General features: G+C 70.1%; 23 protein-coding genes. 15 read left to right on the top strand and 8 right to left on the bottom strand.

Annotation, left to right across the window (positions count from 1 at the left end):
• The first annotated feature begins 380 nt into the window (after window positions 1-380).
• From ACXJKM_RS19370 to ACXJKM_RS19360, 3 genes are all read left to right on the top strand, one after another.
• The gene (locus tag ACXJKM_RS19370; RefSeq protein WP_056198781.1) at window positions 381-1,688 is read left to right on the top strand and encodes a hemolysin family protein; all 1,308 of its coding nucleotides are present in this window, start codon (window positions 381-383) and stop codon (window positions 1,686-1,688) included.
• Window positions 1,685-2,419 (top strand): SapC family protein, encoded by a 735-nt coding sequence (locus ACXJKM_RS19365; protein WP_457354441.1) that lies wholly within the window; start codon window positions 1,685-1,687, stop codon window positions 2,417-2,419. Before ACXJKM_RS19370 ends, ACXJKM_RS19365 begins: the two co-directional genes overlap by 4 nt.
• Window positions 2,420-2,637: 218 nt before the next feature.
• Window positions 2,638-3,324, top strand: a complete 687-nt coding sequence (locus ACXJKM_RS19360; RefSeq protein ID WP_457354439.1) for an N-acyl amino acid synthase FeeM domain-containing protein — start codon at window positions 2,638-2,640, stop codon at window positions 3,322-3,324.
• Here ACXJKM_RS19360 and ACXJKM_RS19355 read toward each other — a convergent pair.
• The 3 genes from ACXJKM_RS19355 to ACXJKM_RS19345 all read right to left on the bottom strand — a co-directional run bounded on the left by ACXJKM_RS19355 (window position 3,267) and on the right by ACXJKM_RS19345 (window position 5,682).
• On the bottom strand, window positions 3,267-3,761 hold the full coding sequence (locus tag ACXJKM_RS19355; protein WP_056198770.1) for a hypothetical protein: 495 nt from the start codon (window positions 3,759-3,761) through the stop codon (window positions 3,267-3,269). The two genes, ACXJKM_RS19360 and ACXJKM_RS19355, sit on opposite strands and share 58 nt — an antisense overlap.
• Before the next feature lie 57 nt (window positions 3,762-3,818).
• Window positions 3,819-5,318: a phospholipase D-like domain-containing protein gene (locus ACXJKM_RS19350; protein ID WP_457354437.1), complete on the bottom strand. Its 1,500-nt coding sequence runs from the start codon at window positions 5,316-5,318 to the stop codon at window positions 3,819-3,821.
• Between the two features lie 142 nt (window positions 5,319-5,460).
• Window positions 5,461-5,682 carry a hypothetical protein gene (locus tag ACXJKM_RS19345; protein ID WP_157281688.1) on the bottom strand — a complete coding sequence of 74 codons (222 nt, stop codon included), beginning with the start codon at window positions 5,680-5,682 and terminating at the stop codon, window positions 5,461-5,463.
• Window positions 5,683-5,856: 174 nt separating this feature from the next.
• Between ACXJKM_RS19345 and ACXJKM_RS19340 the strand changes: the two genes are divergently transcribed.
• A complete protein-coding gene (locus ACXJKM_RS19340) occupies window positions 5,857-7,341 on the top strand; it encodes a sigma-54-dependent transcriptional regulator (protein WP_457354435.1) in 1,485 nt (494 codons plus the stop codon).
• Window positions 7,342-7,402: 61 nt separating this feature from the next.
• Entirely contained in the window at window positions 7,403-7,696 is a 294-nt protein-coding gene (locus tag ACXJKM_RS19335; protein ID WP_157281686.1) for a hypothetical protein, read from the top strand.
• Here ACXJKM_RS19335 and ACXJKM_RS19330 read toward each other — a convergent pair.
• Both ACXJKM_RS19330 and ACXJKM_RS19325 read right to left on the bottom strand, forming a co-directional pair.
• Window positions 7,591-8,475, bottom strand: coding sequence for a DUF2334 domain-containing protein (locus tag ACXJKM_RS19330; protein ID WP_457354432.1), 885 nt, complete (start codon window positions 8,473-8,475; stop codon window positions 7,591-7,593). The two genes, ACXJKM_RS19335 and ACXJKM_RS19330, sit on opposite strands and share 106 nt — an antisense overlap.
• Window positions 8,472-9,704, bottom strand: coding sequence for a glycosyltransferase (locus tag ACXJKM_RS19325; protein WP_457354431.1), 1,233 nt, complete (start codon window positions 9,702-9,704; stop codon window positions 8,472-8,474). The genes ACXJKM_RS19330 and ACXJKM_RS19325 overlap by 4 nt, the downstream gene beginning before the upstream one ends.
• A 52-nt stretch (window positions 9,705-9,756) precedes the next feature.
• Between ACXJKM_RS19325 and ACXJKM_RS19320 the strand changes: the two genes are divergently transcribed.
• From ACXJKM_RS19320 to ACXJKM_RS19310, 3 genes are all read left to right on the top strand, one after another.
• A complete protein-coding gene (locus ACXJKM_RS19320) occupies window positions 9,757-10,839 on the top strand; it encodes a DNA topoisomerase IB (protein WP_457354429.1) in 1,083 nt (360 codons plus the stop codon).
• A gap of 73 nt (window positions 10,840-10,912) precedes the next feature.
• Window positions 10,913-12,085 carry a glycosyltransferase family 4 protein gene (locus tag ACXJKM_RS19315; protein ID WP_457354427.1) on the top strand — a complete coding sequence of 391 codons (1,173 nt, stop codon included), beginning with the start codon at window positions 10,913-10,915 and terminating at the stop codon, window positions 12,083-12,085.
• Between the two features lie 72 nt (window positions 12,086-12,157).
• A complete protein-coding gene (locus ACXJKM_RS19310) occupies window positions 12,158-13,279 on the top strand; it encodes a zinc-binding metallopeptidase family protein (protein WP_457354425.1) in 1,122 nt (373 codons plus the stop codon).
• A gap of 163 nt (window positions 13,280-13,442) precedes the next feature.
• Here ACXJKM_RS19310 and ACXJKM_RS19305 read toward each other — a convergent pair whose 3' ends face one another.
• A complete protein-coding gene (locus ACXJKM_RS19305) occupies window positions 13,443-13,889 on the bottom strand; it encodes a response regulator (RefSeq protein WP_056198749.1) in 447 nt (148 codons plus the stop codon).
• A 113-nt stretch (window positions 13,890-14,002) separates the two neighbouring features.
• Here ACXJKM_RS19305 and ACXJKM_RS19300 point away from each other — a divergent pair, with 113 nt between their 5' ends.
• The 7 genes from ACXJKM_RS19300 to ACXJKM_RS19270 all read left to right on the top strand — a co-directional run bounded on the left by ACXJKM_RS19300 (window position 14,003) and on the right by ACXJKM_RS19270 (window position 18,150).
• On the top strand, window positions 14,003-14,518 hold the full coding sequence (locus ACXJKM_RS19300) for a hypothetical protein (RefSeq protein ID WP_056198747.1): 516 nt from the start codon (window positions 14,003-14,005) through the stop codon (window positions 14,516-14,518).
• Complete coding sequence (locus ACXJKM_RS19295; RefSeq protein WP_457354422.1) at window positions 14,515-15,495, top strand: SDR family oxidoreductase; 981 nt, start codon at window positions 14,515-14,517, stop codon at window positions 15,493-15,495. Before ACXJKM_RS19300 ends, ACXJKM_RS19295 begins: the two co-directional genes overlap by 4 nt.
• A 106-nt stretch (window positions 15,496-15,601) precedes the next feature.
• On the top strand, window positions 15,602-15,871 hold the full coding sequence (locus ACXJKM_RS19290; RefSeq protein ID WP_056198742.1) for a GlsB/YeaQ/YmgE family stress response membrane protein: 270 nt from the start codon (window positions 15,602-15,604) through the stop codon (window positions 15,869-15,871).
• Window positions 15,872-15,904: 33 nt separating this feature from the next.
• Window positions 15,905-16,297, top strand: a complete 393-nt coding sequence (locus tag ACXJKM_RS19285; RefSeq protein ID WP_457354420.1) for a DUF883 family protein — start codon at window positions 15,905-15,907, stop codon at window positions 16,295-16,297.
• 7 nt (window positions 16,298-16,304) lie between these two features.
• Window positions 16,305-16,718 carry a phage holin family protein gene (locus tag ACXJKM_RS19280; protein ID WP_457354418.1) on the top strand — a complete coding sequence of 138 codons (414 nt, stop codon included), beginning with the start codon at window positions 16,305-16,307 and terminating at the stop codon, window positions 16,716-16,718.
• Window positions 16,699-17,559, top strand: a complete 861-nt coding sequence (locus ACXJKM_RS19275; protein ID WP_457354416.1) for a lipocalin family protein — start codon at window positions 16,699-16,701, stop codon at window positions 17,557-17,559. The genes ACXJKM_RS19280 and ACXJKM_RS19275 overlap by 20 nt, the downstream gene beginning before the upstream one ends.
• A gap of 75 nt (window positions 17,560-17,634) precedes the next feature.
• Complete coding sequence (locus ACXJKM_RS19270; protein ID WP_457354414.1) at window positions 17,635-18,150, top strand: hypothetical protein; 516 nt, start codon at window positions 17,635-17,637, stop codon at window positions 18,148-18,150.
• 13 nt (window positions 18,151-18,163) lie between these two features.
• On the opposite strand, the gene ACXJKM_RS19265 is transcribed toward ACXJKM_RS19270, so the two are convergent.
• Together ACXJKM_RS19265 and ACXJKM_RS19260 are read right to left on the bottom strand one after the other, a co-directional pair.
• A complete protein-coding gene (locus tag ACXJKM_RS19265) occupies window positions 18,164-18,616 on the bottom strand; it encodes a PA2169 family four-helix-bundle protein (RefSeq protein ID WP_457320671.1) in 453 nt (150 codons plus the stop codon).
• Window positions 18,617-18,732: 116 nt separating this feature from the next.
• Window positions 18,733-20,988 carry an ATP-binding protein gene (locus tag ACXJKM_RS19260; protein ID WP_457354412.1) on the bottom strand — a complete coding sequence of 752 codons (2,256 nt, stop codon included), beginning with the start codon at window positions 20,986-20,988 and terminating at the stop codon, window positions 18,733-18,735.
• Window positions 20,989-21,039 lie beyond the last annotated feature (51 nt).

Below are 21,039 nucleotides of genomic sequence, written 5' to 3'. Positions count from 1 at the left end.
CCCGGTCCTGGGGCTCTGCGCGGCAGAGGGCGTGGCCCGCGTTGAGACTGGCAGGGACGCAGGTTAGGCGCGAGGAGGCCGCGGGTGCTGACCCGCAACGACGAGCAACAACACATGCGCCCCTGCCAGTCTCAACCCGGAGGGCCGGGGCGATTTGCGGGGCCATGCATCGTTGCCGGCTCGTAGTGGGGCTCGCCCCACGGCCTCGCCGACGCCTAGCCTGGCCCCGCAACTCGCCCCGGCGCGAGCTACGCCCTCTGCCGCGCAGACCCCAAAGCGAGGGATCGCACGGTGGGTTTGGTCATGGCCTTCTGATAGTCTCCCGGGCTTCGTTTTTGCCTTGCGCCACCTGGGGTTTTCCCCGGGGTCTGGCGCCTTCGATGGATACCGCTCTCGTTCTCTTTCTGATCCTGATCAACGGCCTGTTCGCGATGTCGGAGATGGCGCTGACCGCCAGCCGCAAGGCGCGGTTGCAGGTGATGGTGGAGAGTGGCGAGGGCGGTGCGCAGGCCGCGATGGACCTGCATGACAACCCGACCAAATTCCTGTCGACGGTGCAGATCGGCATCACCGGTATCGGCGTGCTGAACGGCATCGTCGGCGATGCGGCCTTCTCCGGCCCGCTGTCGCGCTGGCTGACTGAGAGCTTCGGCTTGAACCCGCATGCCACCGACATCGCCGCGACGGCGCTGGTCGTCATCATCATCACGCTGCTGACCATCGTCTTCGGCGAGCTGGTGCCCAAGCGCATCGGCCAGATCTACCCCGAGACGGTGGCCCGCCTCGTCGCGCCGACGATGAACTTCATCTCCATGGCCGCGCGCCCGCTGGTGAAGGCGCTGAGCTTCATGACCGAGGCGACGCTGGGCCTGCTGGGCTTGCGCAACAAGGGCCAGCGCGGTGTGACGGAAGAGGAGATCGCCGCCAGCCTGGAAGAAGGCCGCGACGCCGGTGTCATCGAGGAGCATGAGCACCAGATGGTGCGCAACGTGTTCCGCCTGGACGAGCGCCAGGTCGGCTCCATGATGATTCCGCGGGCCGAGATTGCCTGGCTGGAGGTTGATGCGACGCCGGCCGAGGTGCTGGCCGTCTTGCGCGAGCATGGCTTCAACCGCTATCCGGTCTGCCGCGGCGGCCTGGGCGAGGTGCTGGGCGTGGCCAATGCGCCGGCGCTGCTGGCCGGCATGCTGGAGGGCTTGCCGCTGGACCTGATGGCGGGCCTGGAGCCGCCGCTGTTCGTGCCCGAGACGTTGTCGGGCATGGAGCTGCTGGAACATTTCCGCGTGTCGGACGCGCCCCTGGTCTTCGTCGTCGATGAGTACGGCGAGGTGCAGGGCGTGATCGCCGTGCGTGACGTGCTGGAAGCCATTGCCGGGGAGTTCAATGCCCCGAGCGATGGCGACGCCTGGGCGGTGCAGCGCGAGGACGGGAGCTGGCTGATCGACGGCCTGATCCCGGTGCCCGAGCTGAAGGACCGCCTGGAGCTGAAGGAACTGCCCGAAGAGGACCGTGGGCGCTACAACACCCTGGCCGGCATGATCATGCTGTTGCTGGGGCGCTTGCCGCGCACGACCGATGTCGTGGAGTGGGACGCGTGGAGATTCGAGGTCGTGGACCTCGATGGCAAGCGTGTAGACAAAGTGCTGGTCAGTCGTCTGGCCGAGGAAACTGGAGAGAGAGAAACATGAGCAACCCCCCGATGTACGGCGAAATGCAGCCGCTGGATCGTGACGTCCACAAGAACCTGAAGCTGGACACCGACCAGTCCGTCGTGAGCCGCGTGGCCGATCAGAACTCGGTCTTCCTCGCCGCCGTCGAGTTTGCCGACGCCTGCAAGGAATACCCGATCGTCTTCGTGCGCGCCGGCAGCCCCGGCCCGGATGGCAAGCAGCCCGTCGCGCCTCTGGCCGTGCTGGGCCTGCGCGCGGGCTCCAACCTCTTCGTCGAGGGCGACAAGTGGACCGGTGGCTACGTGCCCGCCTATGTGCGCCGTTATCCCTTCGTGATGGCCCGCATGGACGAAAGCTCGAACAGCATGGCCGTCTGCTACGACATGAAGTGGCCGGCCTTCAACGAGACGACCGGCGAGGCCCTGTTCAAGGACGGCCAGCCGACCGAGTTCCTGCTGAACGCCAAGGCCTTCCTGGAAAACTTCGAGCAGGAAGCCGAGCGCACCCGCCTGATCTGCAACCTGCTCGTCGAGATGGACCTGCTGCAGGACATGCGCTTCGAGGCGACCTTGCCCAACGAAGAAAAGCTCGACGTCGAGGGTTTCATGGCCCTGGACGAGAAGAAGTACGCCGAGCTGGCCGACGACAAGGTGCTACAGCTGCATCGCAACGGCCTCATCGCGATGATCGAGATGCACCGCCTGTCGTTGACCAACATGAACCGCCTGGTGGGCAAGTACGTGGTCTGATCCCGCAGCGCCTTCGCTCCCGAGGCCACGCCGCGCGTGGCCTTCTTTCTTGCCGTGGTCCCCGAATACCAGGGCGCGGTCGTTGTCGCATTTCTCGGCGACAGGGAAATCCCTGATCCCCCCGATTTAGATGTATCGGTCTGTGAGCTTCAATGAAATGCGTCATTTCAATCCCTAGACTCCGCCGCTCGGTGCGTTGGGCACCAAGGATGTAGTCGATGACGCCCATGTTCGAAGAAAGCCGCCGCACGCCGCTGAATCCCTTCGGCGGACCGCCGCTGGAGCTCAACAGCGATTTCGGAGCGTTGGAGGGTGACGCCTACGAGCTCGTCGAGCGACGCTATGGCGATCGCGGCCTGGCGGTGAAGCGGGAGACCTACACCAGCCGCAAGGAAGATGGCGACATCATCTGCACGGCGCGCAACGGCGACAACATCATCGGCACGCTGTCGGTGCGTTTTGACGGTGCCGGCGGCCTGCACGCCGACCTGCTCTTCGAATCCGAGCTGGCCGAATGGCGTTCCGCCGGCGTCAAGCTCTGCGAATTCGGCCGGCTGGCTGTGGACAAACATGCCTTCGAGCCCAAGCGGGTGCTGGCCCAGGTGTTTCACCTCGGCTATCTGCACGCCCATCGTCGCGCGCGTTGCGATCGCCTCATCATCGAGGTCAACCCGCGCCACGTCGCCTTCTACCGTCGCTGGCTGGGCCTGCTGCCCTACACGGCGGCCCGGCACAACCCGCGCGTGAACGCGCCGGCTGTGCTGATGAGCATCGATCTGGCGACCGTGCGCGAGCAGATCGCCCTGTGGGGCGGCCGGCCCGAGCTGCTGACCCAGGCCCGTTGCCTTTATCCGTTGGCTTGGGACGAGGCCACCGAGGCCTCCATGCTGGCCAAGTTGAGCTGAGCGGTCAGCAAGGTCCGCCCTGGCGCCATGCCAGCCAGCTGCTCCGCGGCAAGCGGCGCAGTGGCGAATTCCTGCTGCAGGCGCTGCAGCAGATCATCACGATCCGGCGGCGGCGCACCGCAGGACGTGCGTGCCGCGATGGCACGATCCAACGCCCCTTCCAGACCATTGCATTGCACCGAGAACGAGGTGTGGTGAGGCTGACCATGCTGGTCGGTCCAGGTGGCCACGACGCGCAGCACCGGTCCGATCGTGCGTGTCACCCATTCAAAGCGTATGCCGGCGGTGCGTGTGCGGCTGCGCCGCATCAGCCGGCCCGTGCTGCTACCGCCCGGCCGGCGTGCGCGCTCCAGGCGCATGTCGTTCAGGAAGCGCCCGGCCGCGCCCATGGCGGTGGCTTCGGTCATGGAGGAAGTGCCCATGAGGTCAATCGTCATCGCAGAACTCCGAGTTGCTGAATAAACCCGCCGGTCTGTGGCAAACGGGATGCCAGCTCAAAGCAATGGCTCCACCAGGCGGGCAAAGCCCTGCAGCAGGCGCTGGCCCAGGCCGCGCTTGGCCCATTGCGTCGCGTCGATGTGCTGAGATACCTGCAGGTCGCGGGCGAACAGCGCCTGCATCTGCTGGCCGAAGTCGTCGCCGAGGACGATGACGTCGACCTCGTTGTTGCCGACGATGCTGCGCCAGTCGAGGTTGCTGGAGCCGACGCTGGAATAGACGCCGTCCACGACGGCCGTCTTGGCGTGCATGACGGACTCCGTCATTTCGTGGATCTGCACGCCGGCTTCCAGTAGCTGGGCATAGCGCGAACGCGCGGCGTGCAGCACCATGGCGACGTCGCTGCGGCCCGGCAACACGAGGGAGACAGCCACGCCGCGGCGGGCCGCGTCGCACAGGGCCCGGATGAGCTCGGGCCCGGGTGCGAAATAGGCCATGGTCAGCTGCACGCTGCGCTGCGAGGCATCGATGGCGTGCAGCAGCGCCGTGTAGCTTGGGTTGATGCCGTTCGCCGGATCGCCCGCCACCAGCTTGACGACGCGCTGCCCGGGTGTGGCCACGCGGGGCGGCGGGGCGGGCGCCAGTTCGCCGGGGCAACCCTGCAGGGCCCAGGATTCGCGGAACAGCACGGCCAGGGCCGACACCACGGGGCCGCGCAGCTCCACCTGGGTGTCGCGCCAGCCCTGCTTGTCGGCGTCGGCCGGCGGCTGTATTGGCGCACCCTTCGCGCTGCGCGCTGTCCCGCCAGGCGGGAGCGGAGCCCCTTCGGGCGGCCGGGCGGGGCCCCTGCGCCGGGCGCTGCTGAAGGAGCCTTCGGCGTAGACGTTGCTGAGGTTGATGCCGCCGGTGAAGGCCACGTCGCTGTCGGCGGCCAGCATCTTGCGGTGGTTGCGCTGCAGCACGCCCCAGTGGCCCGGTCGCTCCAGCGGATTGATCGGGTTGAAGGCGCACACTGCGACGCCGCCCTTGCGCAGGCGGTCGAAGAAGGCGCCGTCCGTGCCCATCGAGCCCAGGCTGTCGTACATCAGTGCCACGCTGACGCCCTCGGCGGCCTTGCGCAGCAGCAGCTCACCGATCTCGGCGGCCACGCCCTCGTCCTCGATGATGTAGAACTCCACCAGCAGGCGGTGGCGGGCGGCGGCGATGGCCGCCTTCATCGCTGCAAAGGTGGCGGGGCCGTCGACCAGCAGCTTGGCCGTGTTGCCGCGCAGCAGCTGGGTGTCGCCCCTGGCTGCCAGCGCGCCGAGATGGCGTTCCAGCAGCGCGCCATTGCCCTCGTCGCGCACCCGGGCCAGGTCCCTGGCCTCGACGGCATCGGAGACGGGGCCGTCACGGCCCTGCAGGGTGACGCGGTCTGCGGTCAGGCGCGCCGACGCTGGCTGCACCTGACGTTCCTGTTCCAGCAAGGTGCCGCAGGCCACCGTGCCCGCCAGGGAGAACACCACCGCGAGGGCCCAAGCCCAGCCGCCGAGGTGCCAGCCGCGAGATTGCTTCATGAGGCCCGCCAATGCACCAATGTTGAGCTTGCAGGGCAGGCGGTGTGCCCGCCCAGGCCCAGCTTGCAGAAGCCGGTGAGGTCAAGCGGCTGCAGGGGGCGGAGCAACCGGTAGAAGTTGCAGCAATGCTGGCGGCACGACCTCAGGCGTCGGTGGGCGTCGGGCGACCGCCTTCGCCTTCCCAGGTTTGCACGGCGACCGGTGCTCGCGCCGAATGGGCCCTGCGACGGCGGTGGTGGTGGCCATGGCAGGCTCGCCAGGCCAGCACGAGCACGGCACCCAGTGCCAGCGCGTCCAGCAACCGCGTCAACGAGAGACCGGCGGGATCATGGCAATCAGCGTCTTGTAACAAGGGGTTGCTCATGGGCGGGCATAACGTTACGGTGGGCGGCCAGCTGAGGGCAGCTGGCATGCCTGACGGGGATTACTGGTGGATACACGCCCCGGCCGGGCAAAGTTTTTCTGACGGGGGTGGAATGTGTTGAAAATGACTGCTCCCGTAGCGCCTGGGTCACCGTAACAAAGCTGGAAGGAAACGATGCCGCATGCCCTGGTAGTGGACGATGACCACGATTCAGCCGCCTCCCTGCGCGAGTTGATCGCGGGCGAGCAGTTCACCGTGGCGGTCGCTCACAACTTGCGCGATGCGCGCAAGCAGCTCTCGCTGCAGCAGCCCGACATCCTGCTGTTGGACCTGCGCCTGCCCGACGGCAATGGCATGGACCTGCTGGCCGACCCCAAGCTGGTGGCCAATTCGGAGGTCGTGCTTTGCACTGGCCACGCCAATCTGGAGACCTCCATCCAGGCGCTGCGCCTGGGGGCGGCCGACTATCTCGTCAAGCCCGTCAACCTCAAGCAGTTGCAAGGGGTGCTGTCGCGCATCATGAAGCCGGCGACCCTGCAGGCCGAGGTGGAGGATCTGACTGCCAATCTGGACGAGTCCGGTCATTTCGGCCATCTCTGGGGCCGCAGCGCGCCGATGAAGCGCATCTACGAGCAGATCTCGCGCGTGGCGGGTACCAGCGTGTCGGTCTTCATCACGGGCGAGTCGGGTACCGGCAAGGAGGTGGTGGCGCAAACCGTGCACGACCTCAGCCGCCGTCGCAAGCGCCCCTTCCTGGCCGTGAACTGCGGGGCCATCAGCCCCAACCTGATCGAGAGCGAGATCTTCGGCCACGAGAAGGGCAGCTTCACCGGTGCCGAGCGCCAGCACCAGGGCTTCTTCGAGCGCGCCAGCGGTGGCACTCTCTTCCTGGACGAGATCACCGAGATGCCGCTGGAGCTGCAGGTCAAGCTGCTGCGCGTGCTGGAGACCGGGCGCTTCATGCGCGTGGGCAGCACCACCAGCCAGGAGACCGACGTGCGCATCGTCGCGGCCACCAACCGCCTGCCCTACCAGGCGGTGGCCTCGGGCAAGTTGCGCGAAGACCTGCTCTACCGCCTGAACATCTTCCCGATCGCGCTGCCGCCGCTGCGGGACCGCATCGCCGACATCCCGCTGCTGGCCAACCATTTCCTGGCCGCCATCAGTGAGCAGGAGGGCACGGTGCGCCGCTTCTCGCCCGAGGCGCTGGCGACCTTGGTGGGTTACCCCTGGCCGGGCAATGTGCGCGAGCTGCGCAATGTCGTGCAGCGCGCTTATGTGATGGCCCAGGGCGAGCTGATCGATGAGACCTGGCTGCCCGGCAGCGAAGAGACGGGAGTCACTTCGACTTGGGGAGGCCAGGGGCCGCAAGACCTGCCAGTGGCGCCGCCGGTCGGTATCCCGCCGTCGCCAGCGCGGCTGCCCGAGATGCTGAACGCCGATGCCGACATGCCCTTCATCACCCTGCCCATCGGCTCCAGCGTGGCGCAGGCCGAACGCGCGCTGATGCTGGCCACGCTGCGCCACTTCAACCACCACAAGGAACGCACAGCTGCGGTGCTGGGGATCAGCCTGAAGACGCTGTACAACCGGCTGAAGGAATATGCAGCCGAAGGCAGCGCGGCTGCGGATCTCGGCGGCCCCCCGCAGCGCGACTGAGCGCGGGCACGGCGCGCGGATTGCCCCAACTGCATTCCGACACTCTGATGAAGGAAGCACCATGGGTCACGCAGATTGGGTTGACGATGCGGCCGATGCTTCGCGGCATGGCCTGCAGAAGGCGCAGAACGCCGCGCGGCGCGGCCTGGACCATCTGGCCGACGGCGTGAGCGAAGCGCGCGACGCCATGGCGCCGGTACTGCGCAACATGCGCTCCGGCGTCTCGCAGGTCCGCGAGCGGACCGTGGGCTATGTGCGCGACGAGCCGGTGCGCTCCGCCCTCGTTGCGGCGGCGGTCGGCACACTGGTGTTTGCGCTGTGGCACCTATTGAGCTCGCGCAGCAGCTCCCGCTGATGCCCCGCTAGCACCCGCGCCATCTGCGCCGCCTCGGCCAGGCGCAGCGGCGTGCGCGTGCGCAGGGCCTCGTCGAGCAGCCGCGTCCAGCAGCGCACCACGGCGCGGTGATCCGCGTCGCCCGGATGCAGCTCCAGGCGCAGCAGCGGCGCCTCGCGGGCGCGGCGCGCCTGCAGGCTGTTCCAGGCCAATGACAGCCCGCGGCGCCAGGCCGTGCGTGTGCTGAACACCAGGCTGGGCGCCGGCAGCACATGCCGGTGTGGCAGGGCGATGACCTCGGTCAGCGTGCAGGTGTGGCGAAAGCCTGCGTCGGCAACGGCTTGCAGCGCAGGTGGGGCGAGCAGCCAGGCCGGCGCGACGAAGCCGTCCATGGGCAGACCGTGGTCGCCGGCCCAGGTACGGCCCTCGCGCAGCCGTTGCATGGCCTGCGCGTGGGACAGGGCGGCAAACTCGCCCTCGCCCGCCGTGTAGTGGCGGCGTAGCAGATAGTCGCCCAGGCCGCGCAGCGGCGGGCCTTCGTCGCTGTGGGTGAGGCCGTGCAGCAGCAGTTCATGGCCGGCGCCGGCCATGCCGCGCAACCAGCGCAGATAGCGCGGCGGTGCCTCCGCATCACCGTGCATGCGAGGCACCACGAGCAGGGACAGCGGCAGCCGCACGCCGGCATGGCTGGCACAACGGCGCAGTTCAGCCAGCACGCGCAGGCAGCCGTCCCAGCGCGCCGGTGACACGTCGTGCAGCACGACGCACACGGCGCCGGCCGCTCGGGTCGGCGCCGTCAACGCTGGCGTGCCAGCCGATTGGCCAGCGGCAGAGCCGGGTTGCGGGCCGGCGCAACCAGTGTGGGCTGGCGGCCGAGCAGGGCGGTGTAGCGCCGCGTCATCTGCGCCATCACGTGCGGCCAGTCCTGCGCTTGGGCGCGCGCCAGGGCGTTGCGGCGCTGAACCGCCTGGTTGCCGTCCAGGCTGGCGTCCATCGCTTCGGCCCAGGAGCCGGCCCGCGGCCGGTCCACCAGCAGTCCCGCGTCGCGCGCCAGTTCGGCCAGGCCGCCGGCACTGGCGACCACCACCGGCGTGCCGCAGGCCATGGCCTCGAGCACACCCAGGCCGAAGGTCTCCTGGTCGCCGGCGTGCACGTAAGCATCGCAGCTGGCCACCATGCGGGCCAGTTGCCGGCTGTCGTGTTCCGGCGGCAGCACCAGCACCTGTTCGCCAAGCGGCGGCGCCGGCCCGTCGCCCACGGCCAGCAGCACATGGCCGCGGCCCAGCAGGGCGACCGCATCGGCCAGCAGCTGCAGGTTCTTCTCCAATGCGAAGCGGCCGGTGTAGATGAACAGGCGCGTATCCGGCGCCAGGCCGTGGTCGCTGCAAAACTGCACCCGCCAGGCGGCGTCGCGCGCGCAGGGCGTGAAGGCCGAGCAGTCCACGCCCAGGGGCTGCAGCGTCACGCGCGGCACGCCCCAGGACTGCAGCAGCTGCACCATGCCGCTGCTGGGGGCCATGACGAGATCGAAATGGCGGTAGAGGTTGACCAGATAGCGCCGGGCCCAGCGCTCGGCGCCGCGCCCCAGGCGCGTGCCTTCGGGGCCGCCCGCCAGGCGCGCCGCCAGCTGGGGCAGGTTGCTGTGGCAGAAGGCCACGGCCGGGATGCGCAACTGCTCCGCCGCGGCCAGCGACGCCCAGGCCAGTACATAGGGGTCGGCGGATTCGACGATGTCGGGCGCGACGAATTCGATCTGCCGCAGCGCACGGCCCCGGCCCAGCACCATGCGGTAGCCGCCGCTGCGGGGCAGGGGCATGCCGCCGCAGTCCACCATGCCGGGGCCCTGGGCGCCGGGCGCGATGACCGTGTGCCGCCAGCCCAGCGGGCGCAACCGCTCATGCTTGGCCGTCAATACGCGCCGCACGCCGCCCGTGGCGCCCCAGAACATCGATACATCCAGCAGATGGGGGCCCGCACCAGGACGCGTCTCCTGGACCTGCTGCTCGGGCACGGCGTGGTTCGCATGCATTGCGGCGCGGAGGCAATCGGCATGCCTGGCACGTCGCCTGCCTGGGCACGGCATGCCCAACCCGCCGTCATCCCGGGCCCCGGAGGTTCGCCAGGCGCGCCAGGCCGGCCTGCGCTGGCTCAGCGATACGGGTCCCGGCATCCGCCGCGAGCCGGTGACTTCCGGCGGCTTCCAATACCGGGACGCCCGCGGCCGGCGTGTCCGTGACGACGCCACGCTCGCGCGCATCCGCAAGCTGGCCATTCCACCGGCCTGGCAGCAGGTCTGGATCAGCCCGCATGCCGACAGCCATCTGCAGGCCACCGGCCGCGATGCGCGCGGGCGCAAGCAATATCGTTATCACGCCGACTGGATGGCCGGCCGCGGCCAGACCAAGTTCGACGGCCTGCTGCGCTTTGGCGCCGTGCTGCCACGGCTGCGCCGACGCGTGCAGCGCGCGCTGGCGGGGCAGGGCGAGCCCACCCGCGAGCGCGTGCTGGCCACTTTGGTGCGCCTGCTGGACACCACCTGGCTGCGCATCGGCAACAGTGCCTATGCGCGCGAGAACGGCTCCTACGGCCTGTCGACGCTGCGCAACCGCCATGCCGGCGTGCAGGGTGACGCCATCCGGCTGTCCTTTGTCGGCAAAAGCGGCGTGCGCCACTCGGTCAGCGTGAGCGACCGCCGTGTCGCCCGCATCGTGCGTCGCTGCCGCGAGCTGCCCGGCCAGGAGCTGTTCCGCTATCTCGACGAGGGCGGCCAGACCCATGCCGTCGACTCCGCGGACGTCAATACCTGGCTGGCCGAGGCCGCCGGCCGACGCGTGACGGCCAAGGACTTTCGCACCTGGCATGGCAGCGTGCTGGCCCTGCAGTTGACGCTGCAGGCCTGTGCCGAGGGCGCCGAGCCCTGCCGGCCGCAGCAACTGCTGGCCGCCGTGGCCAAGCGCCTGGGCAACACCCCAGCGGTTTGCCGCAAGGCTTACATCCACCCCCGCGTGCTGGCCCTGGGCGACGCGCTGAGCGATGAGGCGGCCCGCGCCGCGCTGCGCGCCCAGCCGTGGGCGGCGGCGCCTTCGGCCCGGTCCGGCCTGAGCGCCGCCGAGCGCCAGTTGATGGCCCTGCTGCGCTCCCGGGCGGCCGCTCGGTCGACCTGAGCAGCAAGGGCCAGGAAGGGGCGGGCATTCCACTTGCCATGACGGCGGAATGCAACAGCCGGAGTGAAGCGTCGTGCGCATCGCCTATGTCACCGAGACCTTCCCGCCGGAGATCAACGGCGTGGCCCTGACGGCCGAGCGCGCCCTGCGGCATCTGCGCGACGTCGGGCACGAGGTGCAGCTGATCCGGCCGCGCCAGCCGGGTGAAGCGGCCCGCCGTGACGAGCGCGAATGGCGCTGCGGCGGCGGTCCCATCCCGATGTATCCCGAGCTGCGCTACGGCTTGGCCACGTCGGCGGGGCTGCGTGCGCTGTGGCGCGAATGCGGCGGTCCGCCCGATGTCGTGCATGTGACGACCCCCGGCCCGCTGGGCTGGGCCGCGCTGCGCGCTGCGCACGCCGAGGGCGTTCCCCGCAGCGCCGACTTCCGCACCAACTTCCACGCCTATTGCGGCCACTACGGCCTGGGCTGGCTGGAGACCGTCGTGCTGGGCTATCTGAAGCGCCTGCACGGCATGGCCGACCTCAACTTCGTGCCGACCACGGAGCTGCAGCGTGAACTCGCCGCCCACGGCTTCGAGCGCCTGCGGGTGCTTGGCCGGGGCGTCGACGCCAAGCTGTTCTCGCCTGATCGCCGCGACCTGCGGTTGCGCCGCGAATGGCGCATCGGCAACGATCACCGCGTCATGCTCTATGTCGGCCGGCTGGCGCCGGAGAAGAACGCGAGCCTGGCGTTGCAGACCTTCGAGCGCCTGAGCGCCCGCCGTCCGGGGCTGCGCATGGTGGTGGTCGGCGACGGCCCGCTGCGCGCGAAGCTTGAGCGCACTCACTCGACGGCGCGCTTCGTCGGCATGCAGACGGGCCTCGCGCTGGCCCGCCACTACGCCAGCGCCGACGTCTTCCTCTTTCCCAGCCAGACCGAGACCTTCGGCAATGTGACGCTCGAAGCCCTGGCCAGCGGCCTGGCCGTCGCCGCGTTCGACACCGGCGCCGCCGCCCAGCATGTGCGCGACGGTGTCAGTGGCTGCCTGGCACCGGTCTGCCAGGGCCTGGACGCCGCCGATGCCTTCCTGGATGCGGCCACCCGCGCCCTGGATGCCTCCGCGCCCGACGGCCTGCTGCGCATGGAAGCGCGGCTGGACGCCCTCCAGGCCGACTGGGGCAGCGTGCAGCGCCGCTTCGAGCAGCAGCTGCTGCAACTGGCTGCGGCCGCCCGGACCGTGCCGCGCTATGCCGCCCTGGCTTGATGCCGATCGCCTGCGCAGCGCCGAGCTGGACCTGCGCGTAACGGCTGGCCTGATGCTGTGCTGGAGCGCCTGGTGAGCTCCGTTGCTGCCACGCGGCACGCCGTGCCATCGCCGACGACGCCGCGGGCGTTCAGCTGCGCCTGCGGCCGGCCGGTGTTCTTCCGCAACAGCGAATGCCTGGCCTGCCACCGGCCACTGGGTTATGCCCCCGCTCGGGGCCAGTTGCTGGCGCTGGAGGCGGCACCGCGCTCAGGCCGCGGCGGCTGGCGCGAGGCCGGCGTGCCGGCACGCCGCGCGCCCCGCTACGCGCGCTGCGCCAACCTGGACAGCGCGGCCGCATGCAACTGGCTGCTGGACGTCACGGAAGTGATGGCCGGCTTGACGCTGTGCCGCTGTTGCCGGCTGACGCGTACCGTGCCGGACCTGTCCCAGCCCGAAGCCGGCCTTTGGTGGGGGCGCATCGAAGCGGCCAAGCGCCGCCTGGTGTCGTCGTTGATCGGCCTGGGCCTGCCGGTGCTGTCGCGCGCCGAGGATGCCGAGGAGGGCCTGGCCTTTGACCTGCTGCTGGCGCCACCCGAAGGCCCGGCCGTCATCACCGGCCATGCCGACGGCGTCATCACGCTGGACGTGTCCGAGGCCGACGACGCGCGCCGCGAGGCCCGGCGCCACCAGCTCGGCGAGCCCTACCGCACGCTGCTGGGCCATCTGCGCCACGAGACCGGCCACTACTACTGGCAGCGCCTCGTCGAGCCGACGGACTGGCTGCCCGCCTGGCGCGAGCTCTTCGGCGACGAGCGCGAGGACTATGGCCAGGCGCTCCAGCGCCACTACGCCAACGGCGCGCCCCCCGACTGGGGCCAGCGTTTCGTCAGCGCCTACGCCAGCGCCCACCCCTGGGAGGATTGGGCCGAGACCTGGGCGCACTACCTGCACCTGGTCGACACGCTGGACACGGCCCGCAGCTTCGGCCTGGATGGCGAGCGCGTGGAGTTGAACTACGAACGCTTCGACGCCAACCTGGTGGCGGATGCCGGTTTTCTGCAGCTCATCAACAGCTGGATGGAACTGACCGGCGTGCTCAACGAGCTGTCACGCAGCATGGGCGTGGCCGACTTCTATCCCTTCGTGCTGTCGGCGCAGGCGGTGCGCAAGCTGCACCTGGTGCATCGCGTCGTGCAAGGTGCCCGGTCATGAGGTTGGGCCGCCCACTGCTGTGCGCATTTTTCGCGCCCGGGCAGCGGCCCCGGCGCGGGGCCGCTGCCAGGCCTTAGTTGCGGCCGCGGCGCGGAGCGCGGTGCCGTCCGCGGGCCGTGAAGACGGTTGCGTCATGCGGGCATGGCAGTGCCCGCGGCAGCTCTCAGCGCCAGTGCGGCGCCAGTGCGACCGGTGCCGGCCGGGTGTGCAGCTCAGGCAACTGCGGCGGCGGCGAGGGATGGGTACCCACCCGCGCATCCAGGCGAGCCAGCACCTCGTCGACATTCAGCGGCTTGGGCCACAGTTCGCAGAAGCCCCAGTCCTCGACCGGGAAGTTGACGTCGGCCGTCACGGCCACGGCTGGCACCGACTCGCAGCCAGGCAGCGCCCGCAGCAGGCCGAGCAACCGGCTGCCGTGGCAATCGGGCAGGCCCAGGTCGAGCAGCAGCAGGGCGGGGTGCAGGCCGGCCGCCATGCAAAGCGCCTCTTCGCCCGTGGTGGCGACGAGGAGCTCCAGCTGAGGCCGTCTTTCCAGAATCGCGGCCATCAACAGCGCATTGACCGGGTGGTCCTCGACATAGAGAACGGGTCGGCGGGCTGGGCTGGGCATGGGTCCTCCGGAATGAAAGCTCAGGCCTGGTGGCAATCCGCGTGCCCGGCGCCGCGATGCAAGCCGGGCACCGCCCTTGCCACTGACGGGCTCTCGCCAACCAGGGCCCATCTATGTCCACTTCCGCCGCCACCACCGACGCGCCGCGCAGCTTCGGCGTCTTCAAGCCGGTCGGCCACGTCGTCATTTCATTCCCCGAGGCGGGCCAGGCCGCCCGCGCCGGCCAGGCCATGGCCGACTTCGGCCTGCCTGACGGCGCGGTGCGCCACTACAGCGACCAGGAGATGCTCAGGCAGATCGACGAGGACATCGCCCACGCCAGCCCGCTCGCCTCGGTGGGACAGGAGATGAATCTCGTGCTCGCCCACCGCGCGCTCGCCGCCAAGGGCTACCACTGGCTGGTTGTCCGTGTCGCCAATGACGACCAGGCCATCCAGGTGGCCCGGGCCGCCCAGGGCTGCGGCGCCGAGCGCGCCCAGCACTATGGCCACTTCATCATCGAAGAGCTCATCGAGCGGCCCGGCAACATCGCCCAGGTCGCCGAATCGCCGGACCGCGGCCTGGATGCGCAGACGCCCTCGGGCAAGGAAACCGAAGCGGCCCAGTTGAAGAAGAAGGACCCACGATGACGACAGTCGACAAGACCCTCCAGACCCAGCGCGCCATCCAGAAGCGCCAGGACCAGGCCGATGCCGGGCAAGCCAAGCAGGGCAAGAAGGAAGAAGAGAGCGGCGCCATGCAGGCTGGCGCCCGCAAGCAGCCCGAAACCCTGCCCGCCCAGCATCTGCAAAAGCCCGGACGGGAGGCCGACCTCGAACTCGCGCCGCGCTTCCTGGCACCCGACTACCGCGGCAGCGGCAAGCTGCAGGACTTCGTCGCCCTCATCACGGGCGCCGACTCCGGCATCGGCCGCGCCGTGGCGGTGCTGTTCGCGCGCGAGGGCGCCGACGTGGCCGTGGCCTACCACTCCTCCACTGAGGACGCCGAGGAGACCCGCCGCTGCATCGAGGCCGAAGGCCGCCAATGCCTGCTGCTGCAGGGCGACGTGAAGGACAGCCGCTGGTGTGAGGACGCCGTCGACCAGGTCATGGAGCGCTTCGGCAAGATCGACGTGCTCGTCAACAACGCCGCCTTTCAGGAGCACGCCTCCTCGCTGGAGGATCTCGACGACGAACGCATCATGGAGACGCTGGACACCAACATCGGTGGCTATCTGCGCATGGCCCGCGCGGTGCTGCCGCATCTGAAGGCAGGCGGCTCCATCATCAACACCGGCTCGACGACCGGCCTGCGGGGCAGCGCCAAGCTCATCGACTACTCGGCCACCAAGGGCGCCATCCATGCGCTGACCAAGTCCCTGGCCAGCAACCTCATCGAGCGCGGTATCCGCGTCAATGCCGTCGCGCCGGGGCCGGTGTGGACGCCACTGAATCCGGCCGATTCGCCCGCCGACAAGGTGGCCGAGTTCGGCAAGCAGACCGACCTGAAGCGCGCCGCCCAGCCGGAGGAGCTGTCGCCGGCCTATGTCTTCCTCGCCGCGCCAGTGTGTGCTGGCTACATCACCGGCATCGTGCTGCCCGTGACCGGCAGCGTCGGCGCCATCTGAGCACGCGGCTGGCAAGCCCTGCTGCAAGTTCTTCCACCGCGCGCAACGCGCGAGCGGCACCCCGTTTGCCTGATGCCGGTGACTTCACCTCGACCAGGAGCACATCATGAATCTGATTGTCTGGCTCATCTCCGGGGGCATCATCGGCTGGATTGCCAGCCTGCTGATGCGCACCGACGGCGAACAGGGCGTCATCCTCAATGTCCTGGTTGGCATCGTCGGCGCAGCCATTGGCGGCTGGTTGATCTCGCCCATGGTCGGCATTCCGAGCATCAATCAAGACGCTCTCAGCCTGGGTGCTCTCGTCGTGTCCCTGCTGGGCGCGGTCGTGCTGCTGGCGATCGTCAACCTGATCCGCCGCGGCACCCTGCGCTGAACCGTCACCCGCTTTCCAACCCCAAGGACCACCATGGCCACCACCACTGCCAATACGCCCTTCCCGACCTCGTCGGTCTCGCCCGCCACGCCCGCGCCTGCCGCAGCCGTCGTCAACGACACAGCCGCGAAGGCCGGTGACGCCGTCGACAAGGGCGCAGCCGTCGGTCACGACGTGCTGAACCGCGTTGTGCAAGGTGCGCACAGCGCCATCGACCGCGTGGCCGAGACGGCTGCCCCCGCCGTGCAGCGTTTGCAGGACGGCGTGCAGGCCGCTAGCGAATCGCTGAGCCAGCGCGCCAGCGATGCGCGCGACCTGGGCGATGAATGGGCCGAGAGCCTGCGCAGCACCGTGCGCGAGCATCCGCTGGCCGCCATCGCGACGGCCCTGGCCGTCGGCGTGCTGGTTGCCCGGCTCGCCCGCTGAGGCGGCCTTGGCCGACTCACCGCAAGACCAGCCCGCCCCACTGCTGGAGCAACTGCAGTCGCTGTGGCGCGAGTTGCCTGGCCTGGTCAGCGACCGGGTCGAGTTGCTGTCGCTGGAGCTGCAACGCGCGGTCCAGGCGCTGGCCCAGATCGTTGCACTGATGGTGGCCGTGGCCATCCTCGGTGTGACGGCCTGGCTGGTGCTGTGGGCCGGCGTCATCCGCCTGCTGGTCGCGGCCGGGCTGCCGCTGGAGGTGGCCCTGCTGCTGGCCATCGCCGTCAACGGGCTGGCCATCGTGCTGGCGCTGCAACGCGTGCGCAGCCTGCTGCCCAGGTTGCGCCTGCCCGCAACGCGGCGCCACCTGATGCTGGCTCCCGACCCGCAACCCAATGAGGCCAGCGATGAACGCGCCGCTGCCTGAACCCGATATCGATGCCCGCATCCTGGATGTCGAGCACCGGCTGATGGCGCGCGAGGCCAGGCTGCACGCGGGTGTCGAAGGTCTCACGGGCCAGCTGCGCCACCGCTTGCAACCCAGGAAGCTGCTGCTGCCGGTGGGTGGCGCGCTGCTCGCCGTTGCGGCGCTGCTGGCGTTGCGCCGGCGCCCTCACGCCGAGCCCGCAACGCCGCGCCCCGCCAGCGCGCTGCGGAACATTCCCTGGCTGCGCCTGCTTGGCCTGGCCTGGCCGTTGCTGCCCGAGCGCTGGCGCGGCCGCGTCAGCCCCGCTGCGGCGAGCAGCTTCGTGACGCTGGGGCTGCCGCTGGTCGAGACCTTGCTCGGCACGCATCGGGCCGAGCCACTGGCCACCGTTGGCGAGGTCGACCTGGCGCAGCTCAGCGGCCGCTGGTTCGTGGTCGGTGAATTGAAGGCGCACGGTGCGCCGGCGTTGCAGCCGCCGGAGTTCGGCCTGCTGCCGCGCGACGACGGGCGGCTGGATCTGCTGGAACGCCGGGTCGACGGCAATGGCACCCACGGCAGCGAGGCCTTGGTGGAGCCGGTGCCAGGCGGCCATGGCGCCCGGCTCAGGATCAGCCACTGGCCCGAGGCGTTGCGCTGGCTGCCGCTGGCCTGGCTCGAGCATGGCGTGCTGCATGTCGATCCGACTTATGACGAGGCGCTGATTGGCAGCACCGGGCGGGACGCGCTGTGGCTGCTGTCACGCCGACCGACGCTGGTCGCGCAGCGCCGCCAGACGCTGGTGCAGCTCGCGCGGGATCGCGGCTTCGTGGTGGGAAAGCTGCGCTTTTACGACGCTGGCTGATCCGCGGGCACGGCGGCACACGCCTTGCCTGCGATGGGTGCGGGGCCGTCCCGCGTTTCACAGCCGGAGGTTTTCATGGCACGCAGCAGCCTGCTAGGTATCGATTCCGCCGCGGCCGAGCCCGCCGGCCGCGACAAGGCGAGCCTGGGGCCCAGCGACAGCTCGGACAGCGGCAGCGACGTGGCGGGCATGGACGGTGAAGACGACGGCACCGACCCCGGCCTGCCCGTCGACGTGGCCCTGCGCGACGATCAGGTGGCGCCCTTGCCGCTGGGCGAATCGCTGCCGTCCAGCGAAGGCGAGACGGGGGTGCGCGACGGCGCCGACATCGGCGTGGACCGCGTCTTCACGCCGGGCGAAGCCGATGACACCGAAGCGTTGCTCACGGCCATCGACGAAGCGCCGCAAAGCGAGGACGACGAGGACGATGAAGATGAAGAGGAGGAGGAGCAGGAGGGTGAGGCCAGCCGGGTCAACACCCCTGCCAAGCCTCGCCAGCGCGCCACCAAGGCCGCGCCGGCGCAAACCGACAGCGAGGAGCGGCCCGGCGATGCCGATGCCGAATCCTCGCACCGCCCCGGCCGAAGCTAGGGCGGCTTCACGCTCAGACGGCGGCGCGGGCCTGGTCGCGCAGCGTGCGCACCTGCAGGTGGTTGCGCTTCACGCCTTCGTACTGGCGCTCCACGAGCATGCGCACATCGGGCGGCAGGGCCTCTTCCAGCGCCTTGCGATAGGCGCTCATCGCGCTGTCCTCACCGCGCTCGGTCTCCTCGAGGATGGCCTTGTCGGTGTAGCCGGCCAGCGTGCCCTTCACGGCCACCCAGCCGCGGTGCATTGCACCGGCGGCGGTGCCGCTGTCCTCGGCCTTGCCGCCCAGGCGCACGACCTGCGACTGCAGTTCGGTTGCAGCCTGGCGGCACTCCTCGGCGCGGCGCTCAAAGGACTGCTTGATTGCCGGGTCCTTCAGGTATTCCGCTGAGGCGTGGAAACCGTATTCACCGTCCTTGCAGGTTTCGATCAGGTCGTTCAGTGTGTCGATGATGTCGTCGTTGCTCATGGCAGATCCTTTCAGGGTTCGATGAAGACGCGCCGGCCGTCCGCAGGCATACCGTGCGTCCAGCCCTGGCATCGGCATTTGGCATGCCCGCGCCTGCCGCGGTGGCTGAGTTGTCGTTACGGCGTGTGGCCGGCCGTGGGCGGCGGGTGGGCGATGCGTGCCGCCGCGAGGGCCGCCTGCAGCGCGGCCAGCAGCTCGGCCGGCGCGCAGGGCTTGTGCAGGGTGATGAACTCGCCTTCGCCAATGGCCGAGTTGTTGAAGCCGGTGATCAGCACCACCGGCAGGCGCGGGCGGTGCTCGCGCAGCCGGCGCGCCAGCGCGACCCCGTCCATGGCGCCGGGCATGACGACGTCGCTCAGCACCACATCCGCCCCGGCCCCGTCGTCCAGCAGGCGCAGGGCGGCGCCCACCTCGGCGGCGCGCAACACGCGGGCACCATGGGCCATCAGCAGTGCCGCCGTCACGTCACCCAGGGCCTCGTCATCCTCGACCAGCAGCACCGTGGCGCCGGCAATGCTCTGCGGGGCCGTGTCGGCAAAGGCCGGCATCTGGTTGTCCTGGGCGTTGCTCGCCACCGGCAGCAGCAGCGACACCGTGGTACCCACGCCCGGCGTGCTGGCCAGGCGCGCGGTGCCGCCGGCCTGGGTCGCGAAACCATGGACCTGGCTCAGGCCCAGGCCGCTGCCCTGGCCCACGCCCTTGGTCGTGAAGAAGGGCTCGAAGGCATGCTCGACCAGGGACGGATCCAGCCCCATGCCGTCGTCCCCCACGGTCAGCAGCACATAGTCCCCCGGCGGCAGGCCTTCCTTGTCGTGCGCCTCGGCATTGCTGGCCCGCAGCCGCAGCTCGCCGCCCGTCGGCATCGCGTCGTGGGCGTTCAATGCCAGGTTGACGAGGGCCAGATCCAGTTCATTGGCGTCCACCCGCACCGGCCAGACGTTGGCCGCCACCTGCACCTGGATCTCGATGCGCCGCCCGAGCACGCTGCGCATCAGCTCCTGCACCTCGGGCAGGTAGCGGGCCAGCGACAGGGTCTGCACCCGCACCGGCCGGCGGCCGGAAAAGCGCAGCAGATGCTGGGTCAGCGCGCTGCCCTTGTCGACCGAGCGCTGCGTGGCGCGCAGCGGCCCCTGCAGCTCGGCGGCGCTGGGGTGGCGCTGCATCAGGTGCATGCTGTTGCTGATGACGCCCAGCAGGTTGTTGAACTCGTGCGCCACGCCGCCGGTGAGCCGGCCCAGGGCGACGACGCGCTGGCTCTGGGCGCCCCGCTGCTCGACATGGCGCGTGCGCTCCACGGCCTGGGCCACGCTGAGTTCCAGCTCGGCGCGGCTGGTCTCCATGTCGCGCGCCGCGCTGGCCAGGGCCTCGGCCACCTCGTCGCACTCGGCCATGCCGGTCGGGGCGGCCTGCACCGGCCGGCCGGCCTGCAGGTCCTGGGCGAGGCGCTTGAGAGCGCCTATCGGCCGCTCGATGCGGCGGGACACCCAGATGGCGCCGGCCATGGCCAGGGCCAGCAGTGCCAGCGCGCCCACCGCCACGCGTTGCACGGCCTGGGGCACGCGGCCGGCGAATTCCTCGCGCGGCATGGCGCTGACATAACTCCAGCCGAGCGCCGAGGTGCTGAAGTAGCCCGCCGTGGCGCGGCCGTCCAGCGAGATCGATTCGAAGCCGCCTTCGCGCGCCGCCGCCATGCGCTGACGCWGGTCGGCGCGGCCCTCGCGGCCGACATAGGCCGCGCCGCCGGGCAGCCGGGCCACGAGGCGGCCGCTGCTGTCCATGACAGCGCCTATCCAGCCCGGATGCGGCGACTGCGCCTGCAGGACGCGCTGCAGCTCCGAGGGCCGCACCGTGACGACCAGGTTGTAGACCAGGCGGCCGTCGCGGGTCACCGGCTCCACCCAGGCGGCATGCGGCTCCGGGGGCACGCCCGTGGGAGTGGGCGCAACGGGTTGCAGCGGCAGCATGACGGGGGTGGCACTCAGCGCCTCAGGCGCGCTGGATTCGGCGCTGGCGCCGTCGCCCGGCCGGGTGCTCAGCAGCAGCTTGCCCGGTGCCCTCAGCTCAACCCAGCCGCTCAGCCCCTGCATGGCTCGCCGGGCCAGGCGCTCGAAGGCCAGGCGGCTCTCCTCGCGCAGCGGCCCGGGGCCGTCCAGCGCGGGTGACTGCGCCAGCACCTGGGCGATGGCCGCGCGGCGCGACAGCTCGCCGTCGACCAGCAGGGACAGCGCGCGGGTCGTGTCGCGCAGCGTGCGCTCATGCGCGTCGCGTTCGGTCTCGTAGATGCTGGCAATGAGCCAGGCGACGCCCAGCATGCCGGGCAGCAGCACCGACAGCACGAGCAACAGCAAGCGGGAACGAATGGTGACCGGCATGGCGGGTCCAGGTGCGGCAGGCGTGAGCGGATTGCACGGACGCAACCATAG

Source organism: Roseateles sp. P5_D6 (assembly GCF_054049415.1).
This window is presented reverse-complemented; position numbering and strand designations above follow the sequence as displayed.

Excerpts from the sequence above, each read along its gene's own strand:
- ACXJKM_RS19295 (WP_457354422.1), top strand. The coding sequence starts at position 14,515 with ATGACGACAGTCGACAAGACCCTCCAGACCCAGCGCGCCATCCAGAAG.
- ACXJKM_RS19340 (WP_457354435.1), top strand. The coding sequence starts at position 5,857 with ATGCCGCATGCCCTGGTAGTGGACGATGACCACGATTCAGCCGCCTCC.
- ACXJKM_RS19325 (WP_457354431.1), bottom strand. The coding sequence starts at position 9,704 with ATGCATGCGAACCACGCCGTGCCCGAGCAGCAGGTCCAGGAGACGCGT.
- ACXJKM_RS19275 (WP_457354416.1), top strand. The coding sequence starts at position 16,699 with ATGAACGCGCCGCTGCCTGAACCCGATATCGATGCCCGCATCCTGGAT.
- ACXJKM_RS19265 (WP_457320671.1), bottom strand. The coding sequence starts at position 18,616 with ATGAGCAACGACGACATCATCGACACACTGAACGACCTGATCGAAACC.
- ACXJKM_RS19365 (WP_457354441.1), top strand. The coding sequence starts at position 1,685 with ATGAGCAACCCCCCGATGTACGGCGAAATGCAGCCGCTGGATCGTGAC.
- ACXJKM_RS19370 (WP_056198781.1), top strand. The coding sequence starts at position 381 with ATGGATACCGCTCTCGTTCTCTTTCTGATCCTGATCAACGGCCTGTTC.
- ACXJKM_RS19335 (WP_157281686.1), top strand. The coding sequence starts at position 7,403 with ATGGGTCACGCAGATTGGGTTGACGATGCGGCCGATGCTTCGCGGCAT.
- ACXJKM_RS19270 (WP_457354414.1), top strand. The coding sequence starts at position 17,635 with ATGGCACGCAGCAGCCTGCTAGGTATCGATTCCGCCGCGGCCGAGCCC.
- ACXJKM_RS19320 (WP_457354429.1), top strand. The coding sequence starts at position 9,757 with ATGCCCAACCCGCCGTCATCCCGGGCCCCGGAGGTTCGCCAGGCGCGC.
- ACXJKM_RS19345 (WP_157281688.1), bottom strand. The coding sequence starts at position 5,682 with ATGAGCAACCCCTTGTTACAAGACGCTGATTGCCATGATCCCGCCGGT.
- ACXJKM_RS19360 (WP_457354439.1), top strand. The coding sequence starts at position 2,638 with ATGACGCCCATGTTCGAAGAAAGCCGCCGCACGCCGCTGAATCCCTTC.
- ACXJKM_RS19355 (WP_056198770.1), bottom strand. The coding sequence starts at position 3,761 with ATGACGATTGACCTCATGGGCACTTCCTCCATGACCGAAGCCACCGCC.
- ACXJKM_RS19285 (WP_457354420.1), top strand. The coding sequence starts at position 15,905 with ATGGCCACCACCACTGCCAATACGCCCTTCCCGACCTCGTCGGTCTCG.
- ACXJKM_RS19350 (WP_457354437.1), bottom strand. The coding sequence starts at position 5,318 with ATGAAGCAATCTCGCGGCTGGCACCTCGGCGGCTGGGCTTGGGCCCTC.
- ACXJKM_RS19290 (WP_056198742.1), top strand. The coding sequence starts at position 15,602 with ATGAATCTGATTGTCTGGCTCATCTCCGGGGGCATCATCGGCTGGATT.
- ACXJKM_RS19300 (WP_056198747.1), top strand. The coding sequence starts at position 14,003 with ATGTCCACTTCCGCCGCCACCACCGACGCGCCGCGCAGCTTCGGCGTC.
- ACXJKM_RS19305 (WP_056198749.1), bottom strand. The coding sequence starts at position 13,889 with ATGCCCAGCCCAGCCCGCCGACCCGTTCTCTATGTCGAGGACCACCCG.